Below are 22,683 nucleotides of genomic sequence, written 5' to 3'. Positions count from 1 at the left end.
GCGCGTGTCGCGCCGATGCAAACGCCGTCCCCGCGTTTGCAGCCTTCGTAGCCCGGGTACGCGAAGCGCACCCGGGGCGGCCCCGAATTCCAAACGTTACCGCCGCCCCTCCCGGGTGCGGCCTTCGGCCTTACCCGGGCTACAAGGGCGAGGGATCAGCCCGCTTCGGCGAACCCATCGCGCGTCAGATTCACCGGCGCGTCGTCCGTGCACACGACGTCGTCCTCGATGCGGATGCCGCCGTACGGCTTGAACGCGTCCACGCGCGCCCAGTCGACGCTGTCGGCGTGGCCGTTCTTCTTCACCTCGTCCAGCAGCATGTCGATGAAGTACAGGCCCGGTTCGATCGTCACCGCCATGCCCGGCTCGAGCACGCGCGTGAGGCGCAGGTGCGGATGGCCGTCGGGCTTGGCGATCGTGCCGCCCTCGTCGCTCGCGGCGAAGCCGGCGACGTCGTGCACCTGCAGGCCGATGCCGTGGCCGATGCCGTGCGGGAAGAACGCGCTGCTCACGCCGGTGGCGACGGCGGCTTCGGGCGAGACGTTGATGACCCCGAAATCCTTCAGCACGCCGGCCAGCGCGAGGTGCGCATCCAGGTGGATCTGCTTGTAGTCCACGCCGGCGCGCACCTGGTCGCACATCGTCAGCTGTGCGGCATCGACGGCGTCGATCATCGCCTGGAACTCGCTGCCCGCGTCGTACGCATAGGTGCGCGTGATGTCGCAGGCGTAGCCGTCGTGCGCGGCACCGGCGTCAATCAGGAAACTGCGCGGCGACTGCGGCGCGACGGTGTCGCGATCGGTGTAATGCAGCACCGCGCCGTGTTCGTTGATCGCGATGATGTTGCTGTACGGCAGGTCGTTCGCGTCCTGCGCGGCGGCCTGGCAGTAGACCAGGTGGATGCCGAACTCGCTCGCGCCCGCACGGAACGCACGCTCGGCCGCGCGATGCGCACGCACGCCGCGCTTGGTGGCCTGCCGCATCATCTCGACTTCGTACGGCGTCTTGAATGCGCGGTGGTACTCCAGGTAGTTCACGACCGGCGCCGGATTGTTCGGCGCGAAGTGGCCGACCGTGCTCTGCGGTTCGCCCAGGATCGCGCACCGCGCCGGATTCGCCGGCAGGTGCTGCAGCGCTTCCTCGGGCTTGCGGATGATGACGATGTCGAAATGCTCGACCCAGTAGCCGCTCGGCGCCGACGGCACGACGTGCCAGTAGTCGAACGGCTGCAGGAAGATCAGCTTGGGCTTCTGGCCCGGCGTGGCGACCAGCCAGCTGCCCGGCGCGCGCGTGAGCGGCAGCCAGGCCTTGAACTGCGGGTTCACCGCGTAGGGGTAATCGCGGTCGTCGAACACCTGGTAGTGCGAGGTGCCGCTGGGGATGACGAGGTGTTCGAAACCGCCCCGGGCGAGGGCCTGTTCGGTGCGGCGGTGCAGTTCGGCGATGTGGCTGGGATACAGCGCGGCGACTTGGCTCATTGCGGAGGCATTCGGAGGCGGGAAACCGTCCTATTGTGCCGCATGCCGGCCGCGTCGCCCGATTCAGCGACAGGGAACAGGGGCGCGAAACGAAACAGGGGAAACGGCAAAGTCGCCGGCTTTCCCCGTTTGTCTCGTCCGCGTTTGTCCGTCCTCGTTGTCGTTCCCGGCGTTACATCGCCCGCCCGTTCCCCGACTCCAGCCAATGCCGCAACTGTTGCAGCTCGCTTTCCAGCATGGTGATGAAGCGGAAGCCCGACCAGGTCTGCCCCGGCGTGCTGGTGCTGTCCTGCCAGAGCAGGTGCGCGCCGACTTCGATCGGCGATGACTGGTGCGGCGCGCCGCGCAGGTTGAAGCGCAGCTGGTACAGGCCGTCGTCGACCAGCGGCGCGTTGGCGATGAGCAGCATCCCGGTTTCGGACAGATTGCTGAGCTGGCCGATCACCGTGTCGGTCATGGTGTCGACCACCTGCACCGGCTCCTGGATCGCGCGGCGGCGGGCGCGGCGGAACTCTTCCATCATGCGTGCATCCTTCAGGCGTGCGCTTCGGAGTGGTTGTTGTGCCCGACCAGCTGGCCGAGCGCGCCCATGACCGCGCTCCATGCGCGATCGACCAGACGGCTCTTTTCCTCGGTGACCACGCGCGCGCGGCCGGACGCGACCTGACGCGCGAGGCTGTCCAGCGACTGCTCGCTCACGCGCTGGCCGCGCTGGTTCACGAACAGGGCGTTGTCGGTCACCGGGCTGAACCACGACAGGCGGCGGCGGACGACCTCGCCCGAATCGCCGACGTCGAACTCGAACCACGTGCCGAACGGAAGCGTGCGCAAGTGGCGCCAGCATTCCTGTTCCTTCGGCGAACGCTCGGCCGGCCTGGGCGCGGGCGCCTCGTCGGTGCCCAGCCGCGTGCGCGCCTTGAGCTTGAGCGCCAGTTCCGTGCGCGATGCCGCATCGTCGTTGGCGGCCGTGCCGGTGACGAGCTGGCGCGAGATCGCGCCGGCATCCTCGACGTGATAACCCACCTGCGTGAGCGCGGCCTCGATGTCCTCGCCCAATGCGTTCGACACCTGGCCGCGTTGTCCCGCCGCATTGGCCGCGACGATCTCGCGCGTGGCCTCGAGCTGGCGCTGCCATTCCTCCGAATCCTCGCCGCTGCGCAGCAAGGTCAGGGTCAGCACGTCGGTCCACGCCTGGCTGAGCAGCGTCTGCACGAAACGCGGCAGCTTGTGTTCGCTGACGATGTCGTCGATCGCCTCGCTCGCCTGGCGCTTGGCCAGCACGAGTTTCTCCTTGCCGCGCGCGGCCTCCACATGGCGGCGCTCGGCGACCTCGGCCTTGCGCGCCATCGAGCGCAGGTGTTCCTGCAATTGTCGGTTCGCGTTCTCGAACACGCCGTTGTCGCCGTCGTAGTTCTCCACGACGTGGTCGACCGCGCGACGCAGCTGGTCGTTGAGCTGCGGGTCGCTTTCGTCCTTCGGCACCCAGTGCGCGCCGGCTTCGGCGACGGCGTTGAGCAGCTGGCGCGCGGGGTGTTCGTTGCGGACGAAGAAGCCGCGGTCCTGCAGCGCGAGCCGCACCAGCGGCACCTGCAGGCGGTTGAGCAGCGTGCCGACGGCGGCATCGGAGCGCAGTTCGCGGCCGATCTCGCTGTAGAACAGGTCCAGCAGTTCGAACGTGTCGGCGTCGTCGCGCGAGAGGAACGTCGCCTCGCCACGCTGTTGGCGCGCCTGAGCGAGCAGCGTCTGCCGGACGTCGGTGAGGTTGCGCGGCGGCGCCTGGTGCAGCGGCACGTCCTGCAGCGTGGACAGCGCGTTGACCAGTTCCTCGCGGGTGAGCGTCGGCCGCGGCGCGCCGGCGTCGCTACCGCTGCCCGGACGCAACCGGCCCATCACGTCGCGTCGCGCGGCGAGCAACTGTTGCAACAGGTTGAAGGTTTCGCTTTCCAGCGCCGGACCGCCTGCGTTGCTGCCGTCGAGCTGGCCCGGCCACGCCGTCATCGGGCGCTGGCGTCGTGGCGTGCTGTCGGCGGCCTCGTTGGGTTCGACTACGCGCCGCTGGCCTTCCTGCCGCTGCGGCGAACGCGGACGGATCGGCACGAACGACAGGCTCGGCAGCACGTTCTCGCGCGCGAGCAGGGCGTTCATGGTTTCCACCAGCTGCGCGTAGCCGGTCATGACCTGGTGGTCGAAGACCTTGTAGAGGTGCATGCGCGCCTCGGGGCTGATCTGCAGCGCGTGCGCGGCGTCGGACAGGATCTTGCCCAGTGCGTACGGCCCGACCGGCAGGCGTTCGGCATCGAAGGCCGGCTGGCCGGCGAGCACGCCGAAGCGTTGGCCGAGCAGCAGCAGCGGAAGCCCGGCGCGCGACTCCTGCCGCGCGGCGATCGTGCGCAGCAGCAGCGATTCGTCGACTTCGCCGTGTTCGACCAGTTTGAGGTCGCGGAATGCCGGCGCGGCGCCGTCGCGTTCGACCGGTGCGCCGACCGGGTCGCGGATCGTCGTCAGCTCGCTTTCGACCAGCGCCAGATACCGCGGCACGAGGTCGGCGCGATTGAGGCGCGTGGTGCGCAGGGTTTCCAGGTGGCTGGCCTGCTGCGCGGGGTTGCGCGCGAGGTCGGCATGCTTGAACAGCTGCTGCTCGAATTCGCCGAGCATCGCTTCGAGCTGGCGCGACATTTCGTCGGACACCAGCGCGTACAGATGTTCGAGCACGCGGCGCACGCGCGGCGGCAACGCCGCCGACGCCAGGGTAGGGCGAGGGATCGAACTGCCTAGGGGTTCGAACGTGGCGGACATGGGATCACCGTCTCAGATCGGACGATCATGCATCGACCCATCCGTGCCCCGCCAGCCTTGTCGCCCAGCGTGGTCCCTCAGGGGGCGCACTCGAGGTAACGGATCGCGACCTAAACAGCGGCCAGCACGCCCTGCGCGCGTGCATTGTCCCGAGACAGGAGGCCGATGCGGCGGCGCTCAGTCGACCGTGTAGCCGGCCACTTCGTGCGGCACCGCCACACGGTTTTCGTCGTCCTCGCCGAGGAACAACTCGATGACGTCGTTGGTGAAACGGCGCCCGAGTTCGGTCGGACGGACGCGGTCGCCCTCGATGGCCAGCCATCCCTGCGCCTGCGCCTGACCCAGCGCGTCACCGATCGCCGCGCGCGGCAGGCCGGTCCGTGCTTCGAACGCGTCCAGCGAGAAGCCGTCGACCAGGCGCAGTGCATTGAGCATGTATTCGAACGGACGGCGCGCCGGCGCGATGCGGTCGTCGCCGCCGATCGCCTCGGCATGGCCCGCCGCGGCGAGATAGCGCGTGGGATGCTTGATCTTCCAGCGGCGCAGGATGTCCTGCTCCGCGCCGAGGGTGATCTTGCCGTGCGCGCCCGCGCCGATGCCGAGGTAGTCGCCGTATTGCCAGTAATTGACGTTGTGCAGGCACTGGCGGCCCGGGCGCGCGTAGGCGCTCACCTCGTACTGGGCGTAGCCGGCGGCGGCAAGCATCGCCTGGCAGTGCTCCTGCATGTCCCAGCTGGCATCGTCGTCCGGAATGTCGCGCGGCGGCCGCGCCGCGAACACCGTATTGGGCTCGAGCGTGAGCTGGTAATGGCTCATGTGCGTGGGCTGCAGCGCGAAGGCGCGCTCCAGGTCGCGTTCGGCCATCGCCAGCGTCTGGCCGGGCAGGGCGTACATCAGGTCGAGGTTGAAATTGTCGAAGCCGGCGTCCTGCGCGAGCTTTACCGCCGCCTCGGCCTCGCCGCTGTCGTGGATGCGGCCCAGCCGCCTGAGGGTTTCGTCGTCGAAGCTCTGGATGCCGAAGCTCAGCCGGTTCACGCCGGCGGCGCGGTAGAGCTCGAAGCGGCCGTGCTCGGCGGTGCCGGGGTTCGTCTCCAGCGTGATCTCGCAGCCGGGCGCGAAACGCAGCCGGCTGCTCGCGGCCTGCAGGAAGCGGTCGATGAACTCAGGCGGAAACAGGCTCGGCGTGCCGCCGCCGAAGAACACCGAGTGGATCGTGCGACCCCACACCAGCGGCAGGTCGAAGTCGAGGTCGGCCAGCAACGCGTCCACGTATGCGTCGAACGGCAGCGCCCCGCGCCCTTCGTGCGAATTGAAGTCGCAGTACGGGCACTTGCGTACGCACCAGGGGAGGTGGACGTAGAGGGACAGGGGCGGGGTGGTGAGCATCTGGGTGATTCTGGTCTTGGCGGGCTTAGGCCGTCGTCATGTCTCGAAGGGCCGTCATCCCGGCGCAGGCCGGGACCCAGGCTGATGGCGAGTCCGGTAAAGACGGCTTCAGAGCGACAACCGCCGCTTCAACTCCGCCAGCGCCAGCCCGCGGTGGCTGATGCGGTTCTTCAGGTCCTTGTCCAGCTCCGCCGCCGACAGTCCCTGTTGAATGTCGAGGAACACCGGGTCGTAACCGAAGCCGCCGTCGCCGCGACGTTCGTGCAGCACGCGGCCGCGCCACATGCCTTCGGCGATGATCGGCTGCGGATCGTCCGCGTGGCGCAGCAGCACGATCACCGCATGGAAATGCGCCGTGCGCTGCGCGTCGGGCACGTCGCGCAGTTCGTGCAGCAGCTTGTCGATGTTCGCGCCCGCGTTGCCGTGTTCGCCGGCATAACGCGCCGAATACAGCCCCGGCGCGCCGCCGAGCGCATCCACGCACAGGCCCGAATCGTCGCCCAGCGCGGGCAGCCCGGTTTCGCGCGACGCCTTGCGCGCCTTCAGCAGCGCGTTCTCGACGAAGGTCAGGCCGGTTTCGTCCGCGTCGGCCACGCCCAGCTCGCCTTGCGTGACGATCTCGATGCCCGTGTCGCCGAGCAGTTCGCGGATCTCGCGCAACTTGCCCTGGTTGCTGCTGGCGATGACCCAGCGCTCGCGCGCGCTCATGCCGTCGGCTCCAGCAGGTCCCAGCGATTGCCGTGCAGGTCCTCGAACACCGCGACGATGCCGTACGGCTCGTGGCGCGGCGCTTCGAGGAAGCGCACGCCGTGCGCGAGCATCGAAGCGTGATCGCGCGCGAAATCGTCCGTGTGCAGGAAGAAGCCCACGCGCCCCCCGGTTTGCCGGCCGATCGCCGCGCGCTGTTCGTCGTCGACCGCGCGTGCAAGCAGGATCGCCGTCTGTGCGCCACGCGGCGCGACGAGCACCCACCGCTTGCCACCGCCCATGTCGGTGTCTTCGCGCAGCTCGAAACCGAGCTTGCGCACGTAAAAGTCGATGGCTTCGTCGTAGTCGGCGACGACCAGCGCGAAACAGGCGATGTGTCGCTGCATGGCGAGCGTCAGAGGCCGAGCGCTTCGCGCTGCTTCGCGATGAGCTCGGCGATGCCGACTTCGGCCAGCGAGGTCAGCGCATCGAGCTCCTCGCGACGGAACGCGTGGCCTTCGGCCGTGCCCTGCAGTTCGATGAAGCCGCCGCCGTCGTTCATCACGACGTTCATGTCGGTGTCGCAGGCGCTGTCTTCGGCGTAATCCAGGTCGAGTACCGGCACGCCGCGATAGATGCCGACCGACACGGCCGCGACCGCGCCGAAGATCGGATCGCGCGCGATCTCGCGTCGCTTGAGCAGCCATTGCACGGCATCGACCAGCGCGACGTAGGCGCCGGTGATGGCCGCCGTGCGCGTGCCGCCGTCGGCCTGCAGGACGTCGCAATCGAGCGTGATGGTGCGCTCGCCCAACACCTTGCGGTCGACGCAGGCGCGCAGCGAGCGGCCGATGAGGCGCTGGATCTCCAGCGTGCGCCCGCCCTGCTTGCCGCGCGCGGCCTCGCGGTCGGAACGCGAATGCGTGGCGCGCGGGAGCATGCCGTACTCGGCCGTGACCCAGCCTTCACCCTTGCCTCGCAGGAACGGCGGCGCCTTGTTCTCGACGCTTGCGGTGCACAGCACGCGGGTTTCGCCGAAGCTCACCAGCACCGAACCCTCGGCGTGGCGGGTGTAGCCGCGTTCGATGCGGACTTCGCGCATCTGCGCGGGTGCGCGGCCGCTGGGGCGCGCGACGGCGGCCTGGAGGCCGGCGGAAGGGGCGACGGGCGTGCCGGACATGGCCTGAATACCTTGGTTTGTACCGTTCGGAGGCGCGCGAGTTTACCATTCGCTCCCGGTCGGCCCTGCCCGACGACGCTGGATTTGTCGATGATCCGCAGCATGACCGCCTTCGCCAGCGGCGAACGCGCCACTCCCTGGGGCACGCTGGGTTGCGAGCTGCGCTCGGTGAACCACCGCTTCCTCGAACTGGGCGTGCGCCTCCCGGACGAACTGCGCGCGCTGGAACCGGCGCTGCGCGAACGCGTCGCCGGCCGCGTGGCGCGCGGCAAGATCGACCTCACCCTGCGCCTGCGCTCGGCGGAAGGCGAGGGCGCGCTGCAGCTCAACGCCGCGCGCCTGCGCGAATTGAGCGAGCTGGCGATGGACCTCGACGCGCGCTTCCCGCGTCTTCGCACCGAGCTGACCGAACTGTTGCAGTTCCCCGGCGTGTTGCAGGCGCAGGCCGCCGATCCGGCCGAACTGCAGGCGCAGGCGCTGTCGTTGCTGGACGAGGTGCTCGACGAATTCGTGCGCGCCCGCGAACGCGAAGGCGGCAAGCTCGCCGCGGTGATCTCCGAACGCGTCGACGGCATCGCCGCGCTCGCCGCGCAGGTGCGCGCGATGATGCCGCAGATCCGCGCCGGCCAGCGCACCAAGCTGGAGACGCGCCTGGCCGATCTCGCCCAGCCGCTCGACAACGGCCGGCTGGAGCAGGAACTGGTGATGTGGCTGCAGAAACTCGACGTGGACGAGGAACTCGACCGCCTGGATTCGCACGTCGCCGAAGCGCGCCGCGTGCTGAAACTGAAGGAAGCCGTCGGCCGTCGCCTCGATTTCCTGCTGCAGGAATTCAACCGCGAAGCGAACACACTCGGTTCCAAGTCGGTGGACGCGCGCAGCTCCGCGGCCGCCGTCGAGCTGAAGGTGCTCATCGACCAGGTGCGCGAGCAGATACAGAACATCGAGTAGCCGGGAATGGGGAATCGAGAATGGGAAATCGTCCGAAGCGAAACCCCGTCGAGCCCCTTCCCGCTTTTCTCCCGATTCCCCATTACCGATTGCCGATTCCCGACCCAATGCGCGGAACCCTCTTCATCGTCGCGGCTCCCTCGGGCGCCGGAAAATCCAGCATCGTCAACGCCGTGCTGGCGCGCGATCCGAACATCTGCCTGTCGATCTCGTTCACCTCGCGCAAGCCGCGTCCGGGCGAGCGGCACGCGGAGCACTACCACTTCGTCAGCAAGGAAGAGTTCGAACGCATGGTCGCCGCCGGCGATTTCTTCGAACACGCCCTCGTGCACGGCGACTGGAAGGGCTCGGCGCGGCAGTCGGTGGAGCCGCAACTGGCGTCCGGCAAGGACGTGCTGCTCGAAATCGACTGGCAGGGCGCGCGCCAGGTGCGCGAGAAGGTGCCCGACGCGGTGAGCGTGTTCATCCTGCCGCCCTCGCGCCAGGCGCTGGAGCAGCGCATGCGCAACCGTGGCCAGGACACCGAGGAGGTCATCGCCCAGCGCCTGGCCGCCGCGCGCGAGGAGATGTCGCACTACGGCGAATTCGACTTCGTGATCGTCAACGAGGACTTCGAGACCGCGGTGGGCGAGATGTGCTCGATCTTCATCGCCAGCCGGGTCCGCAAGGACCAGCAGGTGGCCCGCCATTCGCGGCTGATCACGGCCCTGCTGGCGGACGATCCGGGCGCCTGAGTGGGGTTTTTGGACGGTCGAGCGCCCCGCGCGACGCTTCGGCTGTCCATAACCCACTGATTCATATAGGCAGGCTTGCCTGTGGACAACTCTATCGCTAGACTTCGCGGTCCCATCTAGTCGCATGACGGCCCGCCGGCCGCCAGGAGCCCCATGGCCCGCATCACCGTTGAAGATTGCCTGGAAGTGGTCAACAACCGCTTCGAACTCGTCATGATGGCCGCCAAGCGCGCGCGCCAGCTGGCCAATGGCGTGGATCCGCAGCTGGACAACAGCGAAGCCAACGACAAGCCGACCGTGCTGGCGCTGCGTGAGATCGCCGCGCGCCGCATCGACCCGGACTACATCGACGCCGTCGAGAAGGCCGAGCGCGAGCGCAAGGAGCGCGAGGCGCTGGAGTGGGCCGCCGCCGAAGTGGTCGCCGACGACGACCTGTCCAAGGGCGACGACTGATCCATCCGCCGCGGCCGGTTCACCGGCACGCTGCACGAACGGCCCCGCCATCGCGGGGCCGTTTTCGTTTGGGGCGCGCGCTGGCCGTCAGGCTCGATCGGGCGATGTGAAGGCGCGCGGTGCGCGACGCAGGTTCCACTTCCCGCAGGGCACCGCGCTCGCGGGCGCCAGCGGGGCGGGGGATGTACGCGCATGGGGCCGTTCCTACCCTTCATGCAGCGATAAACCGACCCTATTCAGCGCATTGATCCTCTCGCATTGCGCACTGGAAGCACGGCGCTTAGATTTCCTACATGACCCCCGCACAACCCGCGCCGACCGTTTCGCTCACGGTTCCGCCGTTCCACGACGACGCCGACGTTCCCGATTACGTCCGCGAACTGGAACAGGCGGCCGACTACCTGCCCGACGACCAGCGCGCCCAGCTGCGCCGGGCGTGGGCGGTCGGCGCCGCCGCGCACGTGGGCCAGACGCGCAAGTCGGGCGAGCCGTACATCACGCATCCGGTCGCGGTAGCCAAGGTGCTGGCCGACCAGGGCCTGGATGTCGAGACGCTGATCGCCGCGATCCTGCACGACACCATCGAGGACACGCCGCTCACCTACGACGGCCTGGTGAGCGAATTCGGCGAAACCGTGGCCGAGCTGGTCGACGGCGTCACCAAGCTGGACAAGATCCAGTTCCGCGATCGGCAGGAGGCGGCGGCCGAGAGCTTCCGCAAGATGCTGCTGGCGATGTCGCGCGACCTGCGCGTGATCCTGATCAAGCTCGCCGACCGCCTGCACAACATGCGCACGCTCGGCGCGCAGAGCATGGAAGCGCGGCACCGCATCGCGCGCGAAACGCTGGAGATCTACGCGCCCATCGCCCAGCGCCTGGGCATGAACCTGATCAAGGCCGAGCTGCAGGACCTGGGCTTCCGCGCGCTGCATCCGTGGCGCCATGCGGTGATCGAAAAACGCCTGCGCACGCAGCCGGTGGTGCGCCGCGAATCGCTGGTGCAGATCGAGGCGCAACTCGCGCAGCGCCTGGCGAAGGAGAAACTCGCGCACCGCCTCGTGAGCCGCGTGAAGTCGCCGTGGAGCATCTACACCAAGATGCGCGCCGAGCACAAAACCTTCGCGCAGGTGATGGACGTATTCGGCTTCCGCATCGTCGTCCGCTCGGTGCCGGATTGTTATCACGCGCTCGGCGTCGTGCATGCGGCGTACAAGCCGCTGGATTCGCGTTTCCGCGACTTCATCGCGATCCCCAAGGCCAACGGTTACCAGTCGCTGCACACGGTGTTGTTCGGCCCGTACGGCTCGCCGATCGAAGTGCAGATCCGCACCGAGGAAATGGACCTGATCGCCGAGCGTGGCATCGCGGCGCACTGGTCGTACAAGCACGGCGGCGATGGCCCCAACAGCGCGCAGACGCGCGCGCACAGCTGGATCGCCAATCTCGTCGAATCGCAGCGCGCCACCGGTTCGTCGCTGGAATTCCTCGAGAACGTGAAGGTAGACCTCTTCCCCGACGAGGTGTACCTGTTCACGCCCAAGGGCGACATCATGGCGCTGCCGCGCAACTCGACCGCGCTGGATTTCGCCTACGCGGTGCATACCGACGTGGGCAACCGCGCGGTCGCGGCGCGCGTCGACGGGCGGCTGGTGCCGCTGCGCACCAAGCTGGCGAGCGGCCAGCGCGTGGAGATCGTCACCGCCAAGTCCTCCACGCCCAAGCCGCAATGGCTGGAGTTCGTCGTCTCCGGCAAGGCGCGCACGTCGATCCGGCAACAGCTCAAGCAGCTCGAACACGAAGACGCGGTGCAGCTGGGCCATCGCATGCTCGATCGCGCGCTGGAGGCGCTCGGCATTTCGCTCGACCGCGTGCCGGCCGTGCGCATGGACGCGTACCTCAACGAATTCCGCTATCCGCGCCTCGAGGCGCTGCTGGCCGACATCGCGCTGGGCAACCGCATGCCGCAGCAGGTCGCGATGGTCCTCGCGCGCGAAGCGCCGGGCAAGCCGCTGCGCACGACGGGCGGCGACATGCTGCCGATGTCGCAGGACAAGATCCTGATCACCGGCGCCGAACGCGGCGTGATCAGTTTCGCCAACTGCTGCCTGCCGATTCCCGGCGACGAGATCATGGGCTACCACACGGCCGGCAAGGGCATCGTGGTGCATCGGCTGGATTGCCCGAACATCGCCGACTACCGCAAGTCGCCCGACCGCTGGGTGCCCATCGGCTGGGACCGTCAGGTGGCCGGCGATTTCTCCGCGGCGCTGCGCATCGAAGTGGACAACCGCCCCGGTTCGCTCGCGCAGGTCGCAGCGGCGATCGCCGAAGCCGAATCGAACATCGATCGCGTCGAATACCTCGAGCGCGACGCGAACATCGCGGTGATGCGTTTCGCCATCGAGGTGAGCGATCGCCGGCACCTCGCCGACGTCATGCGTCGCGTGCGACGGCTCGCGGTGGTGCTGGGCGTGCAGCGGATGTGAGGGCTTCGGTCTCTTCGACAGGCGCATCGCGTCGCTTCTGCGCTAACCTCGCGCTTTCGCCATCAGGAACCCGTCCATGTCCCGCCAGATCATCCAGACCGACAAGGCGCCGGCCGCGATCGGCCCCTATTCGCAGGCCGTGCGCGCCGGCGACACCGTGTACCTCTCCGGCCAGATTCCGCTGGATCCCGGCACCGGCCTGCTGGTGGAAGGCGACATCACCGCGCAGGCGCGCCGTTCGTTCGAGAACCTCAAGGCGGTGTGCGAAGCGGCCGGCGGCTCGCTCGGCGACATCGTGCGTCTGGGCCTGTACCTCACGGACCTGGACAACTTCGCCGCCGTGAATGCGGTGATGAGCGAGTTCTTCCAGGCGCCGTATCCGGCGCGCTCCACCGTCGAAGTCGCCGGCCTGCCGCGCGGCGCGCGTTTCGAAGTCGACGCGGTGATGGTGCTGGACTGATCGTCCGGGCCCGTTGATAGGACTTGCTCCATAACCCGGGTACGCGAAGCGCGCCCGGGTTTTGTCATTCCAGGGCTCGGTTGCGCGTCGCTTGCCCGGGCTGCAAACGCTCAAATTGCGTGGCGAAACATTCGCCACGCCCACACGCCTAGCGCCGCGAGTGCGATCGCCCAGATCGCGACGATCGCCACGGCCATCGCGCGACTGACGGGCCGTTCCGACGCCGCATCGGCCTTCGCCCGCGAGTCGGCGACCACCTCCTCCGGGACCAGGCGCAGCACCAGCCACACGCCGAGCGGCACGAGGATCACGTCGTCCAGGTAGCCCAGCACCGGGATGAAATCCGGGATCAGGTCGATCGGGCTCAGCGCGTACGCGGCGACGGCGAGCGCGAGCAGGCGCGGAAACAGCGGCGTACGCGGATCGCGCGCGGCGAACCACACGACCAGCGCCTGCCGTTTCAACGCACGGGCCCAGCTGCGCAGGCGCGACATGGCTGTGATCAGGTGCTGCTTCGCGCGTCGACCGGTTCGATCGTGAGCGCGTCCGGCTTCTCGCCCATGCGCATCTCGCGCGGCGCTACGCCCGTCCAGCGCTTGAACGCGCGTCGGAACTCGCGCGCATCCTTGAATCCCACGGCCGCACCGACGTGCGCGATGCTTACGCGCGCGTCGGCGAGCAACGCGAGCGCCGACTCGCTGCGCACGCGATCGTGCAGTTCGCTGAAGCTGGTGTGCGCGGCGTGCAGCTGGCGACGCAACGTGCGTTCGGTGAGGTGCAGTTCGGCCGCGATCTCGACCTCGCGCGGGTTGTCGGCCACGCGCTGGCGCAGCAGGCGTTCGACAACGGCCACGATCTCGCTGCGTGGTTGGCCGGCAGGCATCTGCTCCTCGCACAGCGTGATGATCTGCTGCGCGCTGGCGGTGTTGTTCGCCGGCATCGCCGCCTGCAGCCAGCGCGGGTCGATCACCACGCGATTGCGCGGCGCGTCGAAGCGCACCTCGCACGCGAACAGGTGCACGTAATCGGAAGCGTAGGACGGCGCCGGATAGGTGAGTTCCAGCACGCGCGGGCGGAATTCGGCGCCGAGCAGGCCGCGGCACAGCATCAGCGAACTGGCGAACAGTTCCTCGCACAGGAACGGTTCCAGTTCCGGCTCGGTCGACAACATGCGCGCGACGACACTCATCGCGCCGTCGTCGTGCTCGTCCAGTTGCAGTTCCATCATCGCGCCGGTGATCGGCGCGTAGCGGATGCCGAGTTGCAGAGCCTGTTCGAACTTCGGCGCCGTCAGCATCGCCAGTCCGAGCAGGCCGAAATGCCCGATGCCCTGGCGCTGTCCGAGCACGAGTCCCGGGCCGTGCACTGGCAGGCTGCGCATTGCGCGACGCACGATCTGGCACGCCTGGCGGTAGGACAGGTACACCGGCGCTTCGCCGTCGAACGCGGCCGGGCCGAGCCGCAGGCCGGAGAACCAGCCCTCGCAAGCCACGCCATGCTCGCGCGCCATCGCGACCAGGCTGGCAACGATGCCGCTCTTGATCGTGGCGGTGTTCAATCGGGGATCGTCGCGGTGCTGGCTCGGCATACGCTGGCGTAGCTTGTCCGGTTTTCCCCCCTGAGTATGCCGGCTTTGCCCTCCACCGGGATCGCCGGATCGTCACAGACTTCCCGGAAGGGGCCGGGGAGGGCCACGCCACAGGGTTGGCGTGGCTGTTTTCGCGGCGGGGCATTCGCGGCGCACTGCGCTGCAGCAAGGGACGGAGTCGGATGAAGCGCATCGTGCTCGGCGTGGCGATCACCATGGGACTGGCGGCATTGGCCGCCTGCCAGCAGCAACCGCAACCCGCCGCGCCGGCGGCCAGCACGGACTTCCAGAAAGTGCTGATCGAGCGCCTGCTCGACGCCAAGCCCGGCGACGTCATCGAGATTCCCGCCGGCCGCCACGCCTTCGACCGCAGCCTGACGCTGCGCGTGAACGGCGTGACCATCCGCGGCGCGGGCATGGACAAGACCATCCTCAGCTTCAAGGACCAGAAGGCCGGCGCCGAAGGCCTGCTGGTCAACGCGGGCGATTTCACCCTGGAAAACCTCGCCATCGAGGACGCGAAGGGCGACGGGCTGAAGATCAACGAAGGCGCCAACATCACCATCCGCGGCGTGCGCGTGGAATGGACGGGCGGCCCGAAGACCAGCAACGGCGCATACGGCATCTATCCGGTGCAGACGACCAACGTGCTCATCGAGGATTCGGTCGCGATCGGCGCGTCGGACGCGGGCATCTACGTCGGCCAGTCGAAGAACGTCGTCGTGCGCCGCAACCGCGCCGAGCGCAACGTCGCCGGCATCGAGATCGAGAACACCATCGGCGCCGACGTCTACGAGAACACCGCCACGCAGAACACCGGCGGCATCCTCGTGTTCAACATGCCGAACCTGCCGCAGCCGGGCCACACCACGCGCGTCTACCGGAACAAGGTGTTCGAGAACAACACCGACAACTTCGCCGCGAAGGGCGCGGCGGTGGCGAGCGTGCCGGCGGGCTCGGGCATCGTCATCAACTCCAACGACCAGGTGGAGATCTTCGACAACGACATCGCCGACAACCAGACCGCGAACGTCATCGTGTCGAGCTATTTCTCCACCGGCTACATGACCGACAAGGGCGTGGCGAAGACCTTCGATCCGTACCCGGAGGAAATCGCCATCCACGGCAATCGCTTCAAGGGCGGCGGCGACAGGCCGGACGGGTTCGACCTCAAGGCGCTGAAGGTCGCGATGTTCGGCCTCAACGGACGCCTGCCGGACGTGCTGTGGGACGGCTACGTCAATGCGCAGCGCGCCGGCGGCCCGCAGGTGTGCATCGACAACGGCCAGGCGCAGACGCTCAACGCCGATGGCCCGAACAAGTACAAGAACCCGAGCGTGGTCACCGACAAGGTGCGCTGCACGCTGCCGCCGCTTCCGGTGGTGACGCTGCCCAGCGAAGCCGCGGCGACGACCGCGAAGGCAGCCCCGTCGGCATGAAGCGGTTCGTGATCTGCGCGGCCATCGTGGCGGCCGCGATGTCCTTCATCGGTTGCCAGCGCAGCCAAGCGCCGGTGCTGTTCCATCCGCAAGGCCAGCCGCAGACGCTGGGCGAATGGCATGTGCTGTCCTCCGACGGAACGCGCCTGACGCTCAACCAGGGCGTCGAGCCGTATGCGCTGAACACGGCGCTGTTCAGCGATTACGCGCACAAGCTGCGCACGATCTGGATGCCGCCCGGCACGAAGGCGAAGTACGACGCGAACGACGCGTTCGATTTCCCGGTCGGCACCATCATCAGCAAGACGTTCTACTACCCGCGCGCCGAAGGCGGCGCCGTGCTGCGCGTGGCCGAGCAGAAGGGCGAATCGGCGAACGGGCTGGATCTGTCTAAAGTGCGTCTCATCGAAACGCGGCTGCTCGTGCGTCGCCAGACCGGCTGGACCGCGCTGCCGTACGTGTGGAACGAGGCGCAGACCGAAGCCACGCTCGCGCGCGCCGGCGACACCGTGCCGCTCACGATGCACAAGCCCGACGGCAGCGCGAAGACCGATTTCGCCTACCAGGTGCCCGACGAGAACCAGTGCGCCGGTTGCCATTCCACCAACAACACCACGCGCGAGCTGCATCCCATCGGCCCGAAGGCGCGCCATCTCAATCGCGACGATCCGTGGCACCCGGGCGAAAACCAGCTGGCGCACATGGTGTCGCTGGGACGTCTGGAAGGGCTGCCGGGCGCGGGCGTTGCGCACAACGCGCGACTGGACGATGCGAGCGCGTCGGTCGAAAGCCGCGCGCGTGCGTACCTCGACGTGAACTGCGGCCACTGCCACAGCCAGGTCGGTCCGGCCGATACGTCGGGCCTGTGGCTCGACGCGGGCACCGACGACACGCGCCGCCTGGGCCTGTGCAAGCCGCCGGTCGCCGCGGGGCAGGGCACGGGCGACCACCTGTTCGACATCGTGCCGGGCAAGCCGGACGACTCCATCCTGGTCTACCGCATGAGCAGTCTCGATCCCGGCGCGATGATGCCCGAGGTCGGACGCGCCACCGTGCACGAGGAAGGCGTCGCCGTGGTTCGCCAGTGGATCGCCGACTGGCTGGGCAACTGCACCAGCGATGGTGCGCACGTCGCGATGCGGTAAGGTTCGTCCGTCGCGCGGGAAGGGGCCGCACGACGCGGCGCTGAACGTGTTTTCCAAGCAAGCCGCCACAAAAACAAGAAAGCCATTGGGAGGGGAGTTCCGATGTCGCCACGCAAGAGCAGGCTCGCGGTCGGTCTAGGCCGCGCGCTCTTTGGATGTATCGCCGTCGCGGCCTCGCCGCTGGCATTCGCGCAAGCCGCGTCCACCACGACGGACGCCACGCAGCTGGACACGATCACCGTCACCGCGCAGAGCCGCGAGCAGGAACTGCTCGACGTGCCGATCGCGTTGCAGGTGGTCACCGAACAACTGATCGACGACGTCGCCGCGGAGGATCTCGGCGACATCGACAGTTTCGTGCCGGGCCTGCGCGTCAACAGCCTCCAGCCGACGCAGCCGAGCTTCCAGCTGCGCGGCATCGAGACCGACGACTTCGGCATCGGTACCGATCCCGCGGTCGGCGTGTACGTCGACGGTGTGTACGCCGGACGCGGCGGCGGCGTGCTGCTGCCGTTCACCGACGTGCAGCGCATCGAAGTGCTGAAGGGCCCGCAGGGCACGCTCTTCGGCCGCAACACGGCGGCCGGTGCCATCTCGATCATCACGCACCGCCCCGACACCGACGGCAACCACGCGCGCGGCAAGCTGCGCCTGGGCAACGACAACAAGACCTACTTCGAAGGCATGGCGAACATCGCCGTGAGCGACACGTCGGCGTTCCGCTTCAACGGCATCTTCAACCATTCCGATGGCTGGGTACGCGACGCGGTCACTGGCGAGGACCTCGCGCCGGAAGACAACTGGGCCACGCGCGCCGCGTTCCAGACGCGCTTCGGCGACAACACGCGCGCCTGGATTTCGTGGGACCACGAAAGCCTAGACCAGCGCGGCCAGGCGACCACCGGCGTCGTGCCGATCCCCGCATTGCCCGCGCTGCCGACCGCGCCGGCGGACCCCGACTCGTTCCTCGATCCGGAACGCCAGCCGTACGCGACCGATGCGCCCGACGCGGAAACCCGCACGTTCGATGGCGTCACGCTGATCGTCGACCACAACTTCGGCGGGTTCAGCATGACCTCGACGAGCGCGTGGCACGACTACGATTCGCTCAACCGCGTCGAGGAAGACGGCACGAATCTGAGCTACCTGTACGTCGATTCGACCAACACCGAGAGCAACACGAACTTCTACCAGGAGTTCAAGTTCAACGGCTCGACCGATCGCATCGACTGGGTCGCCGGCCTGAGCTATTTCCAGGAAGACGCCGACCAGACCAGCGAGGTCAACGCGCTCACCGATTCGGTCGACACCATCGCCAACAACCTCGGCCTCGCGCCGGGCGGCCTGTACGGTCCGTTGACGCAGGCAGCCAATGCGTTCGGCATCCCGGTCGACCTCACCGGCCTGCCGTGGAACGAGAAGTTCGTGAACTCGCTCGACACCAAGGCGTACGCGGCGTTCGGCGACGTGATCTGGCACGTCAACGACAAGACCAACGTCACCGTGGGTTTGCGCTACACGCGCGACGAGAAGGACTTCACCTGGTTCAACGACCTGCGCAGCGCGCCGGAACTGGACGCGCAACTCGCGCTGCTCGACCGCATCGGCTTCCTCGATGCCGCGGGCATTCCGCTGGAAATGCTGGTGTTCGACATCGCCTTCATCGATCCGCCGGCGCTGGCGAACAAGGGCGTGCTCAACCGCGCGAAGAAGTCCTGGGACGACTGGAGCCCGCGCTTCGTCGTGGACTACCACTTCAACGACAACCTGATGGGCTTCGCCTCGCTCGCCAAGGGCTACAAGGCCGGCGGTTTCAACGCGCTGCAGATCGGCAGCGAGTTCGAGAACGAGGACGTCTGGAACTTCGAGACCGGCATCAAGCATGCGCTGCCGGACTACCGGCTGGCGTACAACGTGTCGGCGTTCTACTACGTCTACGACAACCGCCAGGCCGTCACGCTGGACATGACGACGGACATCCCGCGCTTCCTCGTCAACACCTCCGACCAGGAGGCGTACGGCGTCGACTTCGACCTGCGCTGGCAGGCCACCGACGGACTGGGCTTCGACTTCAACGCCGAATACCTGGATTCGACCTTCAAGACCTACGTGAATCCGCAGGGCCTGGACCTGGGCGGCCAGCCGACGGGCGCGCCGGAATGGTCCTTCGCTGCCGGCGCGAACTACGTGTGGCGTCTGGCCGACGCCGGCGACGTGCGCGCGTCGGCGCGTTACTCGTACGTGGGCAAGTGCCGCACCAACGACGAATCGGTGTCGGTGCTCGGTTGCGGTCGGTTCGGCCAGGCCGAGGCGGGCGAGGCGCAGGAACTGCTCGATGCACGCATCGGCTGGACGTCGGCGAGCGGACACTGGGGCGTCGCGGTGTACGGCAACAACCTGCTCGACAACCAGTACGTGAACTCGTTCGGCACCTACGGCATGACCGTGCTGGGCACCGTCGGCGCGCGCATGACGCAACCGCGCACGTACGGCGTGGAGCTGACGGCGAACTTCTGATTCGTCTTGAACCCCTCTCCCGACCGCGGGAGAGGGGTTGGCGCTGACGGTGTCACGACCGCGTCGGCATCTTCCGACAGCGGACCGCCGGCTTTCCCTCTTTCTCCCGCGGCGCCTTTCGCGGCATCCTTTCCGGATGCCGATTCGCAAGGGCGGGGCGTCCGTCGATCTCCAGCAGCAGCCGATCAGCGCCCTGAAGGGCGTCGGGCCGCGCGTGGCCGAGAAGCTCGCCGCGCGCGGGCTCGCCACGCTGCAGGACCTGTGGCTGCAGCTGCCGCGCCAGTACGAGGACCGCACCGCGCTGACGCCGATCCGGCTGCTGCAGCCCGGCGTGGCCGCGCAGGTCGAAGGGCGCGTGGAGGCGGTCGAGCGCGGTTTCCGCTATCGGCCGATGCTGCGCGTGGCCGTCGGCGACGACTCGCACGGCACGCTGGTGCTGCGCTTCTTTCATTTCCGCGCCGCGCAGGTGGCGCAGTTCCAGGTCGGCGCGCGCGTGCGCTGCTACGGCACGCCGCGACCCGGGCAGCACGGGCTCGAGATCGTGCACCCGAGCTACCGCATGATCGACGAGGCCGGCGACGACGCGCTCGGCACCAGCCTGGACCCGGTGTATCCGGCCATCGAGGGCCTCGGCCCGGTGTCGCTGCGCCGCCTCATCGGGCAGGCACTCGATCGCCTGCCGCCGGAAGACGCGCTCGAACTGCTGCCTCGCGAACTGCGCGACGGCTCGAACCTGCCTTCGCTGCGCGAGGCGCTGCTCACGGTGCATCGTCCGCCGCAGGACGCCGATGTCGCCGCGCTGCTTGCCGGCCGCCATCCGGCGCAGCGCCGTCTCGCGATCGAGGAACTGCTCGCGCACCACCTCAGCCTGCGCCGCCAGCGCATCGCGCAACAGGCGCACGCCGCGCCGGTGCTGCACAAGACCGCGCTGGCCGACACGTTGCGCAAGCGCCTGCCGTTCGCGCTGACCGGCGCGCAACAGCGCGTGTTCGAGCAGATCCGCGCCGACCTCGCGAAGTCGCATCCGATGCTCCGCCTCGTGCAGGGCGACGTCGGCAGCGGCAAGACGGTCGTCGCCGCGCTCGCCGCCATGTGCGCGGTGGAAGCCGGCCAGCAGGCCGCGCTGATGGCGCCGACGGAACTGCTCGCCGAGCAGCACCTCAACAACCTGCGCGGATGGCTCGAACCGCTGGGCGTTCGCGTCGCGTGGCTCGCCGGCAAGGTCACCGGCAAGGCGCGCGCGAAGGTGCTGGAAGAGGTCGCATCCGGGCAAGCGCAGGTGGTCGTCGGCACGCACGCGCTGATGCAGGAAGGCGTGGCCTTCCACGATCTCGCGCTGGCCATCGTCGACGAACAGCATCGCTTCGGCGTGCACCAGCGCCTGGCGCTGCGGGACAAGGGCAGCGGCGGCAGCGGCAACGGCGATGCCATCGTCCCGCACCAGCTGGTGATGACGGCCACCCCGATCCCGCGCACGCTCGCGATGGCCGCGTACGCGGACCTCGACGTGTCCGCGATCGACGAACTTCCGCCCGGTCGAACCCCGGTGCAGACCGTGGCGCTTAGCGCGGAACGCCGGCCGGAACTGGTCGAACGCATCCGCAAGGCCTGCGCCGAAGGCCGGCAGGCGTACTGGGTGTGCACGCTGATCGACGACAGCGACGAGGTCGTCGCGCAGGCCGCGCAATCCACGTACGAAGACCTGTGCAAACGCCTGCCCGAAGTCCGTGTCGGTCTGGTCCACGGCCGCATGAAGGCCGCCGAGAAGCAGGCGACGATGCGCGCGTTCAAGGACGGCGAGATCGGCCTGCTGGTGGCGACGACGGTCATCGAAGTCGGCGTCGACGTGCCCAACGCGTCGCTGATGATCATCGAGAACGCCGAGCGGCTCGGCCTCGCCCAGCTGCACCAGTTGCGCGGGCGCGTGGGACGCGGCAGCGCGGCGTCGAGCTGCGTGCTGCTCTACCAGGCGCCGCTGTCGCAGATGGCCCGCCAGCGCCTGGAAACCATGCGCGAGACCAACGACGGCTTCGTCATCGCGGAAAAGGACCTGGAACTGCGCGGCCCCGGCGAACTGCTCGGCACCCGCCAGACGGGCCTGGCGCAGTTCCGCGTCGCCGACCTCGCGCGCGATGCCGACCTGCTGCCGCAGGTGCACGACATGGGCGAGCGGCTCCTGCGCGAATCCCCCGAACTGGCCGAGCGCATCGTCGCGCGCTGGGTCGGCGGCGCCGTGCGGTTCGCGGCCGCATGAGGCCCGAATTCCGCGGAAACCCGAAGCGTGAAGGCCGATCCTGCAGCCGCCCGCCCGAGCGGGCATCATGAACCCCCGTCGCAGCCGTTGAACCCGCCGATCGTGATTTCCGCTCCAACCGAACATCCCGTCGGCCGGCACGGCTCCCAGCCGTTCATAGCGGCCGATGTCGGCGGCACCCACGCGCGGCTGGGCCTGGTCCACGTGCGTCCCGGCGGCAAGGTGGACGTGCTGGCGTACCACCGCTACGCGTGTGCCGAATTCCCCTCCCTCGCCGCGATCATCGACGACTTCGCCAAGACGCACGGCGCCGATCGCACGCATGTCGTGGTCGCCATCGCGGGCCGGCTCGAAGGCGACACGCTGATCAACGCGAACCTGCCGTGGCCGGTCTCGCTGGAGCGCACGCGCCGCGAGGCCGGCGTCGCGTATTTCGCGCTGCTCAACGATTTCGAAGCCGTGGCCTGCGCGATGCCCTACATCGACGTGGCCGCGATGACCCGCGTCTGCGGCCCGCTGCAGGCCGGCGACGGGCCGGCGCTGGTGCTCGGACCGGGCACCGGGTTCGGCGCCTCGCTGTGTCTGCCGCGCACGCTGCAGCAGGGCGTGCCGCTGCGCGTGCTGGCGAGCGAAGCGGGCCACGCCGCGCTCGCTGTCGGCACGCCGCGCGAAATCGCGCTGCTCGGCCGCCTGCTCCAGCGCTGGCCGCACGTGGACAACGAGCGCGTTCTCTCCGGGCCTGGCCTGGTGAACACCTACACCGCGCTGTGCGAACTCGATGGCGTCGCCCCCAGGCTCGACTCGCCCGAGTCCATCGCCGCCGCCGCACAGGCCGGCAGCGACGTACAGGCGCTGGAATCGCTGCGCCTGTTCTGCAGCCTGCTGGGCAGCCTGGCCGGCGACCTCGCGGTGACGTTCGGCGCCGACGCGGTGTATCTGGCCGGCGGCATCCCGGCGCAGATCCGTCCCTTCCTGCTCGAGAGCGATTTCGCGGCCCGTTTCCGCAACAAGGGCGTGCTCGGCGAAGTGCTGGCCCGCGTGCCGGTGTGGCTGGTCGATCACGGCCAGCTCGGCCTCGTCGGCGCCGCGGCCTGGTATTACGAGCGCCATTCCGGTTTCTGATCCGGTA

19 protein-coding genes are annotated in these 22,683 nt (G+C 68.6%); 10 read left to right on the top strand and 9 right to left on the bottom strand.

Annotated features, from left to right (window positions below; translation table 11 throughout):
* Positions 1–155 precede the first annotated feature (155 nt).
* From pepQ to rph, 7 genes are all read right to left on the bottom strand, one after another.
* Entirely contained in the window at positions 156–1,478 is a 1,323-nt protein-coding gene (gene pepQ, locus LA521A_RS16055; RefSeq protein ID WP_281779855.1) for a Xaa-Pro dipeptidase, read from the bottom strand.
* Positions 1,479–1,650: 172 nt separating this feature from the next.
* The gene (locus LA521A_RS16050; RefSeq protein WP_281779854.1) at positions 1,651–2,001 is read right to left on the bottom strand and encodes a PilZ domain-containing protein; all 351 of its coding nucleotides are present in this window, start codon (positions 1,999–2,001) and stop codon (positions 1,651–1,653) included.
* An 11-nt stretch (positions 2,002–2,012) separates the two neighbouring features.
* Positions 2,013–4,274: a DUF1631 domain-containing protein gene (locus LA521A_RS16045; RefSeq protein ID WP_281779853.1), complete on the bottom strand. Its 2,262-nt coding sequence runs from the start codon at positions 4,272–4,274 to the stop codon at positions 2,013–2,015.
* Between the two features lie 177 nt (positions 4,275–4,451).
* Positions 4,452–5,660 carry a radical SAM family heme chaperone HemW gene (gene hemW, locus LA521A_RS16040; protein WP_281779852.1) on the bottom strand — a complete coding sequence of 403 codons (1,209 nt, stop codon included), beginning with the start codon at positions 5,658–5,660 and terminating at the stop codon, positions 4,452–4,454.
* A gap of 108 nt (positions 5,661–5,768) precedes the next feature.
* A complete protein-coding gene (gene rdgB, locus LA521A_RS16035; RefSeq protein ID WP_281779851.1) occupies positions 5,769–6,368 on the bottom strand; it encodes an RdgB/HAM1 family non-canonical purine NTP pyrophosphatase in 600 nt (199 codons plus the stop codon).
* Positions 6,365–6,754 carry a VOC family protein gene (locus LA521A_RS16030; RefSeq protein ID WP_281779850.1) on the bottom strand — a complete coding sequence of 130 codons (390 nt, stop codon included), beginning with the start codon at positions 6,752–6,754 and terminating at the stop codon, positions 6,365–6,367. Before LA521A_RS16030 ends, rdgB begins: the two co-directional genes overlap by 4 nt.
* Before the next feature lie 8 nt (positions 6,755–6,762).
* Positions 6,763–7,527 (bottom strand): ribonuclease PH, encoded by a 765-nt coding sequence (gene rph / locus LA521A_RS16025; protein WP_281779849.1) that lies wholly within the window; start codon positions 7,525–7,527, stop codon positions 6,763–6,765.
* 90 nt (positions 7,528–7,617) lie between these two features.
* Here rph and LA521A_RS16020 point away from each other — a divergent pair, with 90 nt between their 5' ends.
* From LA521A_RS16020 to LA521A_RS16000, 5 genes are all read left to right on the top strand, one after another.
* A complete protein-coding gene (locus tag LA521A_RS16020; RefSeq protein WP_281779848.1) occupies positions 7,618–8,478 on the top strand; it encodes a YicC/YloC family endoribonuclease in 861 nt (286 codons plus the stop codon).
* Positions 8,479–8,585: 107 nt separating this feature from the next.
* Positions 8,586–9,212 carry a guanylate kinase gene (gene gmk, locus LA521A_RS16015; protein WP_281779847.1) on the top strand — a complete coding sequence of 209 codons (627 nt, stop codon included), beginning with the start codon at positions 8,586–8,588 and terminating at the stop codon, positions 9,210–9,212.
* 153 nt (positions 9,213–9,365) lie between these two features.
* Positions 9,366–9,665, top strand: coding sequence for a DNA-directed RNA polymerase subunit omega (gene rpoZ / locus LA521A_RS16010; RefSeq protein WP_281779846.1), 300 nt, complete (start codon positions 9,366–9,368; stop codon positions 9,663–9,665).
* Between the two features lie 293 nt (positions 9,666–9,958).
* Positions 9,959–12,151, top strand: a complete 2,193-nt coding sequence (locus LA521A_RS16005) for a RelA/SpoT family protein (RefSeq protein ID WP_281779845.1) — start codon at positions 9,959–9,961, stop codon at positions 12,149–12,151.
* A 76-nt stretch (positions 12,152–12,227) separates the two neighbouring features.
* Positions 12,228–12,611 (top strand): RidA family protein, encoded by a 384-nt coding sequence (locus tag LA521A_RS16000; RefSeq protein WP_281779844.1) that lies wholly within the window; start codon positions 12,228–12,230, stop codon positions 12,609–12,611.
* Between the two features lie 110 nt (positions 12,612–12,721).
* Here LA521A_RS16000 and LA521A_RS15995 read toward each other — a convergent pair whose 3' ends face one another.
* Positions 12,722–13,105 (bottom strand): YkvA family protein, encoded by a 384-nt coding sequence (locus LA521A_RS15995; RefSeq protein WP_281779843.1) that lies wholly within the window; start codon positions 13,103–13,105, stop codon positions 12,722–12,724.
* An 8-nt stretch (positions 13,106–13,113) separates the two neighbouring features.
* Positions 13,114–14,169 (bottom strand): AraC family transcriptional regulator, encoded by a 1,056-nt coding sequence (locus LA521A_RS15990; RefSeq protein ID WP_281779842.1) that lies wholly within the window; start codon positions 14,167–14,169, stop codon positions 13,114–13,116.
* Positions 14,170–14,381: 212 nt separating this feature from the next.
* Between LA521A_RS15990 and LA521A_RS15985 the strand changes: the two genes are divergently transcribed.
* From LA521A_RS15985 to LA521A_RS15965, 5 genes are all read left to right on the top strand, one after another.
* Positions 14,382–15,638, top strand: coding sequence for a parallel beta-helix domain-containing protein (locus LA521A_RS15985; protein ID WP_281779841.1), 1,257 nt, complete (start codon positions 14,382–14,384; stop codon positions 15,636–15,638).
* Complete coding sequence (locus LA521A_RS15980) at positions 15,635–16,783, top strand: SO2930 family diheme c-type cytochrome (protein ID WP_281779840.1); 1,149 nt, start codon at positions 15,635–15,637, stop codon at positions 16,781–16,783. The genes LA521A_RS15985 and LA521A_RS15980 overlap by 4 nt, the downstream gene beginning before the upstream one ends.
* A gap of 102 nt (positions 16,784–16,885) precedes the next feature.
* A complete protein-coding gene (locus tag LA521A_RS15975; RefSeq protein ID WP_281779839.1) occupies positions 16,886–19,300 on the top strand; it encodes a TonB-dependent receptor in 2,415 nt (804 codons plus the stop codon).
* A 136-nt stretch (positions 19,301–19,436) separates the two neighbouring features.
* Positions 19,437–21,554 carry an ATP-dependent DNA helicase RecG gene (recG, locus tag LA521A_RS15970; RefSeq protein WP_281779838.1) on the top strand — a complete coding sequence of 706 codons (2,118 nt, stop codon included), beginning with the start codon at positions 19,437–19,439 and terminating at the stop codon, positions 21,552–21,554.
* A gap of 87 nt (positions 21,555–21,641) precedes the next feature.
* Positions 21,642–22,676 carry a glucokinase gene (locus LA521A_RS15965; protein ID WP_281779837.1) on the top strand — a complete coding sequence of 345 codons (1,035 nt, stop codon included), beginning with the start codon at positions 21,642–21,644 and terminating at the stop codon, positions 22,674–22,676.
* Positions 22,677–22,683: the final 7 nt, after the last annotated feature.

It is taken from the genome of Lysobacter auxotrophicus (assembly GCF_027924565.1).
Lineage (GTDB): Bacteria > Pseudomonadota > Gammaproteobacteria > Xanthomonadales > Xanthomonadaceae > Lysobacter_J > Lysobacter_J auxotrophicus.
Note: the sequence above shows the minus strand (reverse complement) of the source record. Positions and strands in the feature narration are given on the sequence as shown.

What these genes read in the sequence shown, in the direction of transcription:
- LA521A_RS15995 (WP_281779843.1), bottom strand. Translation starts at nt 13,105, where the DNA reads ATGTCGCGCCTGCGCAGCTGGGCCCGTGCGTTGAAACGGCAGGCGCTG.
- LA521A_RS16020 (WP_281779848.1), top strand. Translation starts at nt 7,618, where the DNA reads ATGATCCGCAGCATGACCGCCTTCGCCAGCGGCGAACGCGCCACTCCC.
- LA521A_RS16050 (WP_281779854.1), bottom strand. Translation starts at nt 2,001, where the DNA reads ATGATGGAAGAGTTCCGCCGCGCCCGCCGCCGCGCGATCCAGGAGCCG.
- LA521A_RS16030 (WP_281779850.1), bottom strand. Translation starts at nt 6,754, where the DNA reads ATGCAGCGACACATCGCCTGTTTCGCGCTGGTCGTCGCCGACTACGAC.
- LA521A_RS16000 (WP_281779844.1), top strand. Translation starts at nt 12,228, where the DNA reads ATGTCCCGCCAGATCATCCAGACCGACAAGGCGCCGGCCGCGATCGGC.
- pepQ (WP_281779855.1), bottom strand. Translation starts at nt 1,478, where the DNA reads ATGAGCCAAGTCGCCGCGCTGTATCCCAGCCACATCGCCGAACTGCAC.
- hemW (WP_281779852.1), bottom strand. Translation starts at nt 5,660, where the DNA reads ATGCTCACCACCCCGCCCCTGTCCCTCTACGTCCACCTCCCCTGGTGC.
- LA521A_RS16045 (WP_281779853.1), bottom strand. Translation starts at nt 4,274, where the DNA reads ATGTCCGCCACGTTCGAACCCCTAGGCAGTTCGATCCCTCGCCCTACC.
- LA521A_RS15985 (WP_281779841.1), top strand. Translation starts at nt 14,382, where the DNA reads ATGAAGCGCATCGTGCTCGGCGTGGCGATCACCATGGGACTGGCGGCA.
- rpoZ (WP_281779846.1), top strand. Translation starts at nt 9,366, where the DNA reads ATGGCCCGCATCACCGTTGAAGATTGCCTGGAAGTGGTCAACAACCGC.
- LA521A_RS15975 (WP_281779839.1), top strand. Translation starts at nt 16,886, where the DNA reads ATGTCGCCACGCAAGAGCAGGCTCGCGGTCGGTCTAGGCCGCGCGCTC.
- gmk (WP_281779847.1), top strand. Translation starts at nt 8,586, where the DNA reads ATGCGCGGAACCCTCTTCATCGTCGCGGCTCCCTCGGGCGCCGGAAAA.
- recG (WP_281779838.1), top strand. Translation starts at nt 19,437, where the DNA reads ATGCCGATTCGCAAGGGCGGGGCGTCCGTCGATCTCCAGCAGCAGCCG.
- LA521A_RS15980 (WP_281779840.1), top strand. Translation starts at nt 15,635, where the DNA reads ATGAAGCGGTTCGTGATCTGCGCGGCCATCGTGGCGGCCGCGATGTCC.
- rdgB (WP_281779851.1), bottom strand. Translation starts at nt 6,368, where the DNA reads ATGAGCGCGCGCGAGCGCTGGGTCATCGCCAGCAGCAACCAGGGCAAG.
- LA521A_RS16005 (WP_281779845.1), top strand. Translation starts at nt 9,959, where the DNA reads ATGACCCCCGCACAACCCGCGCCGACCGTTTCGCTCACGGTTCCGCCG.
- rph (WP_281779849.1), bottom strand. Translation starts at nt 7,527, where the DNA reads ATGTCCGGCACGCCCGTCGCCCCTTCCGCCGGCCTCCAGGCCGCCGTC.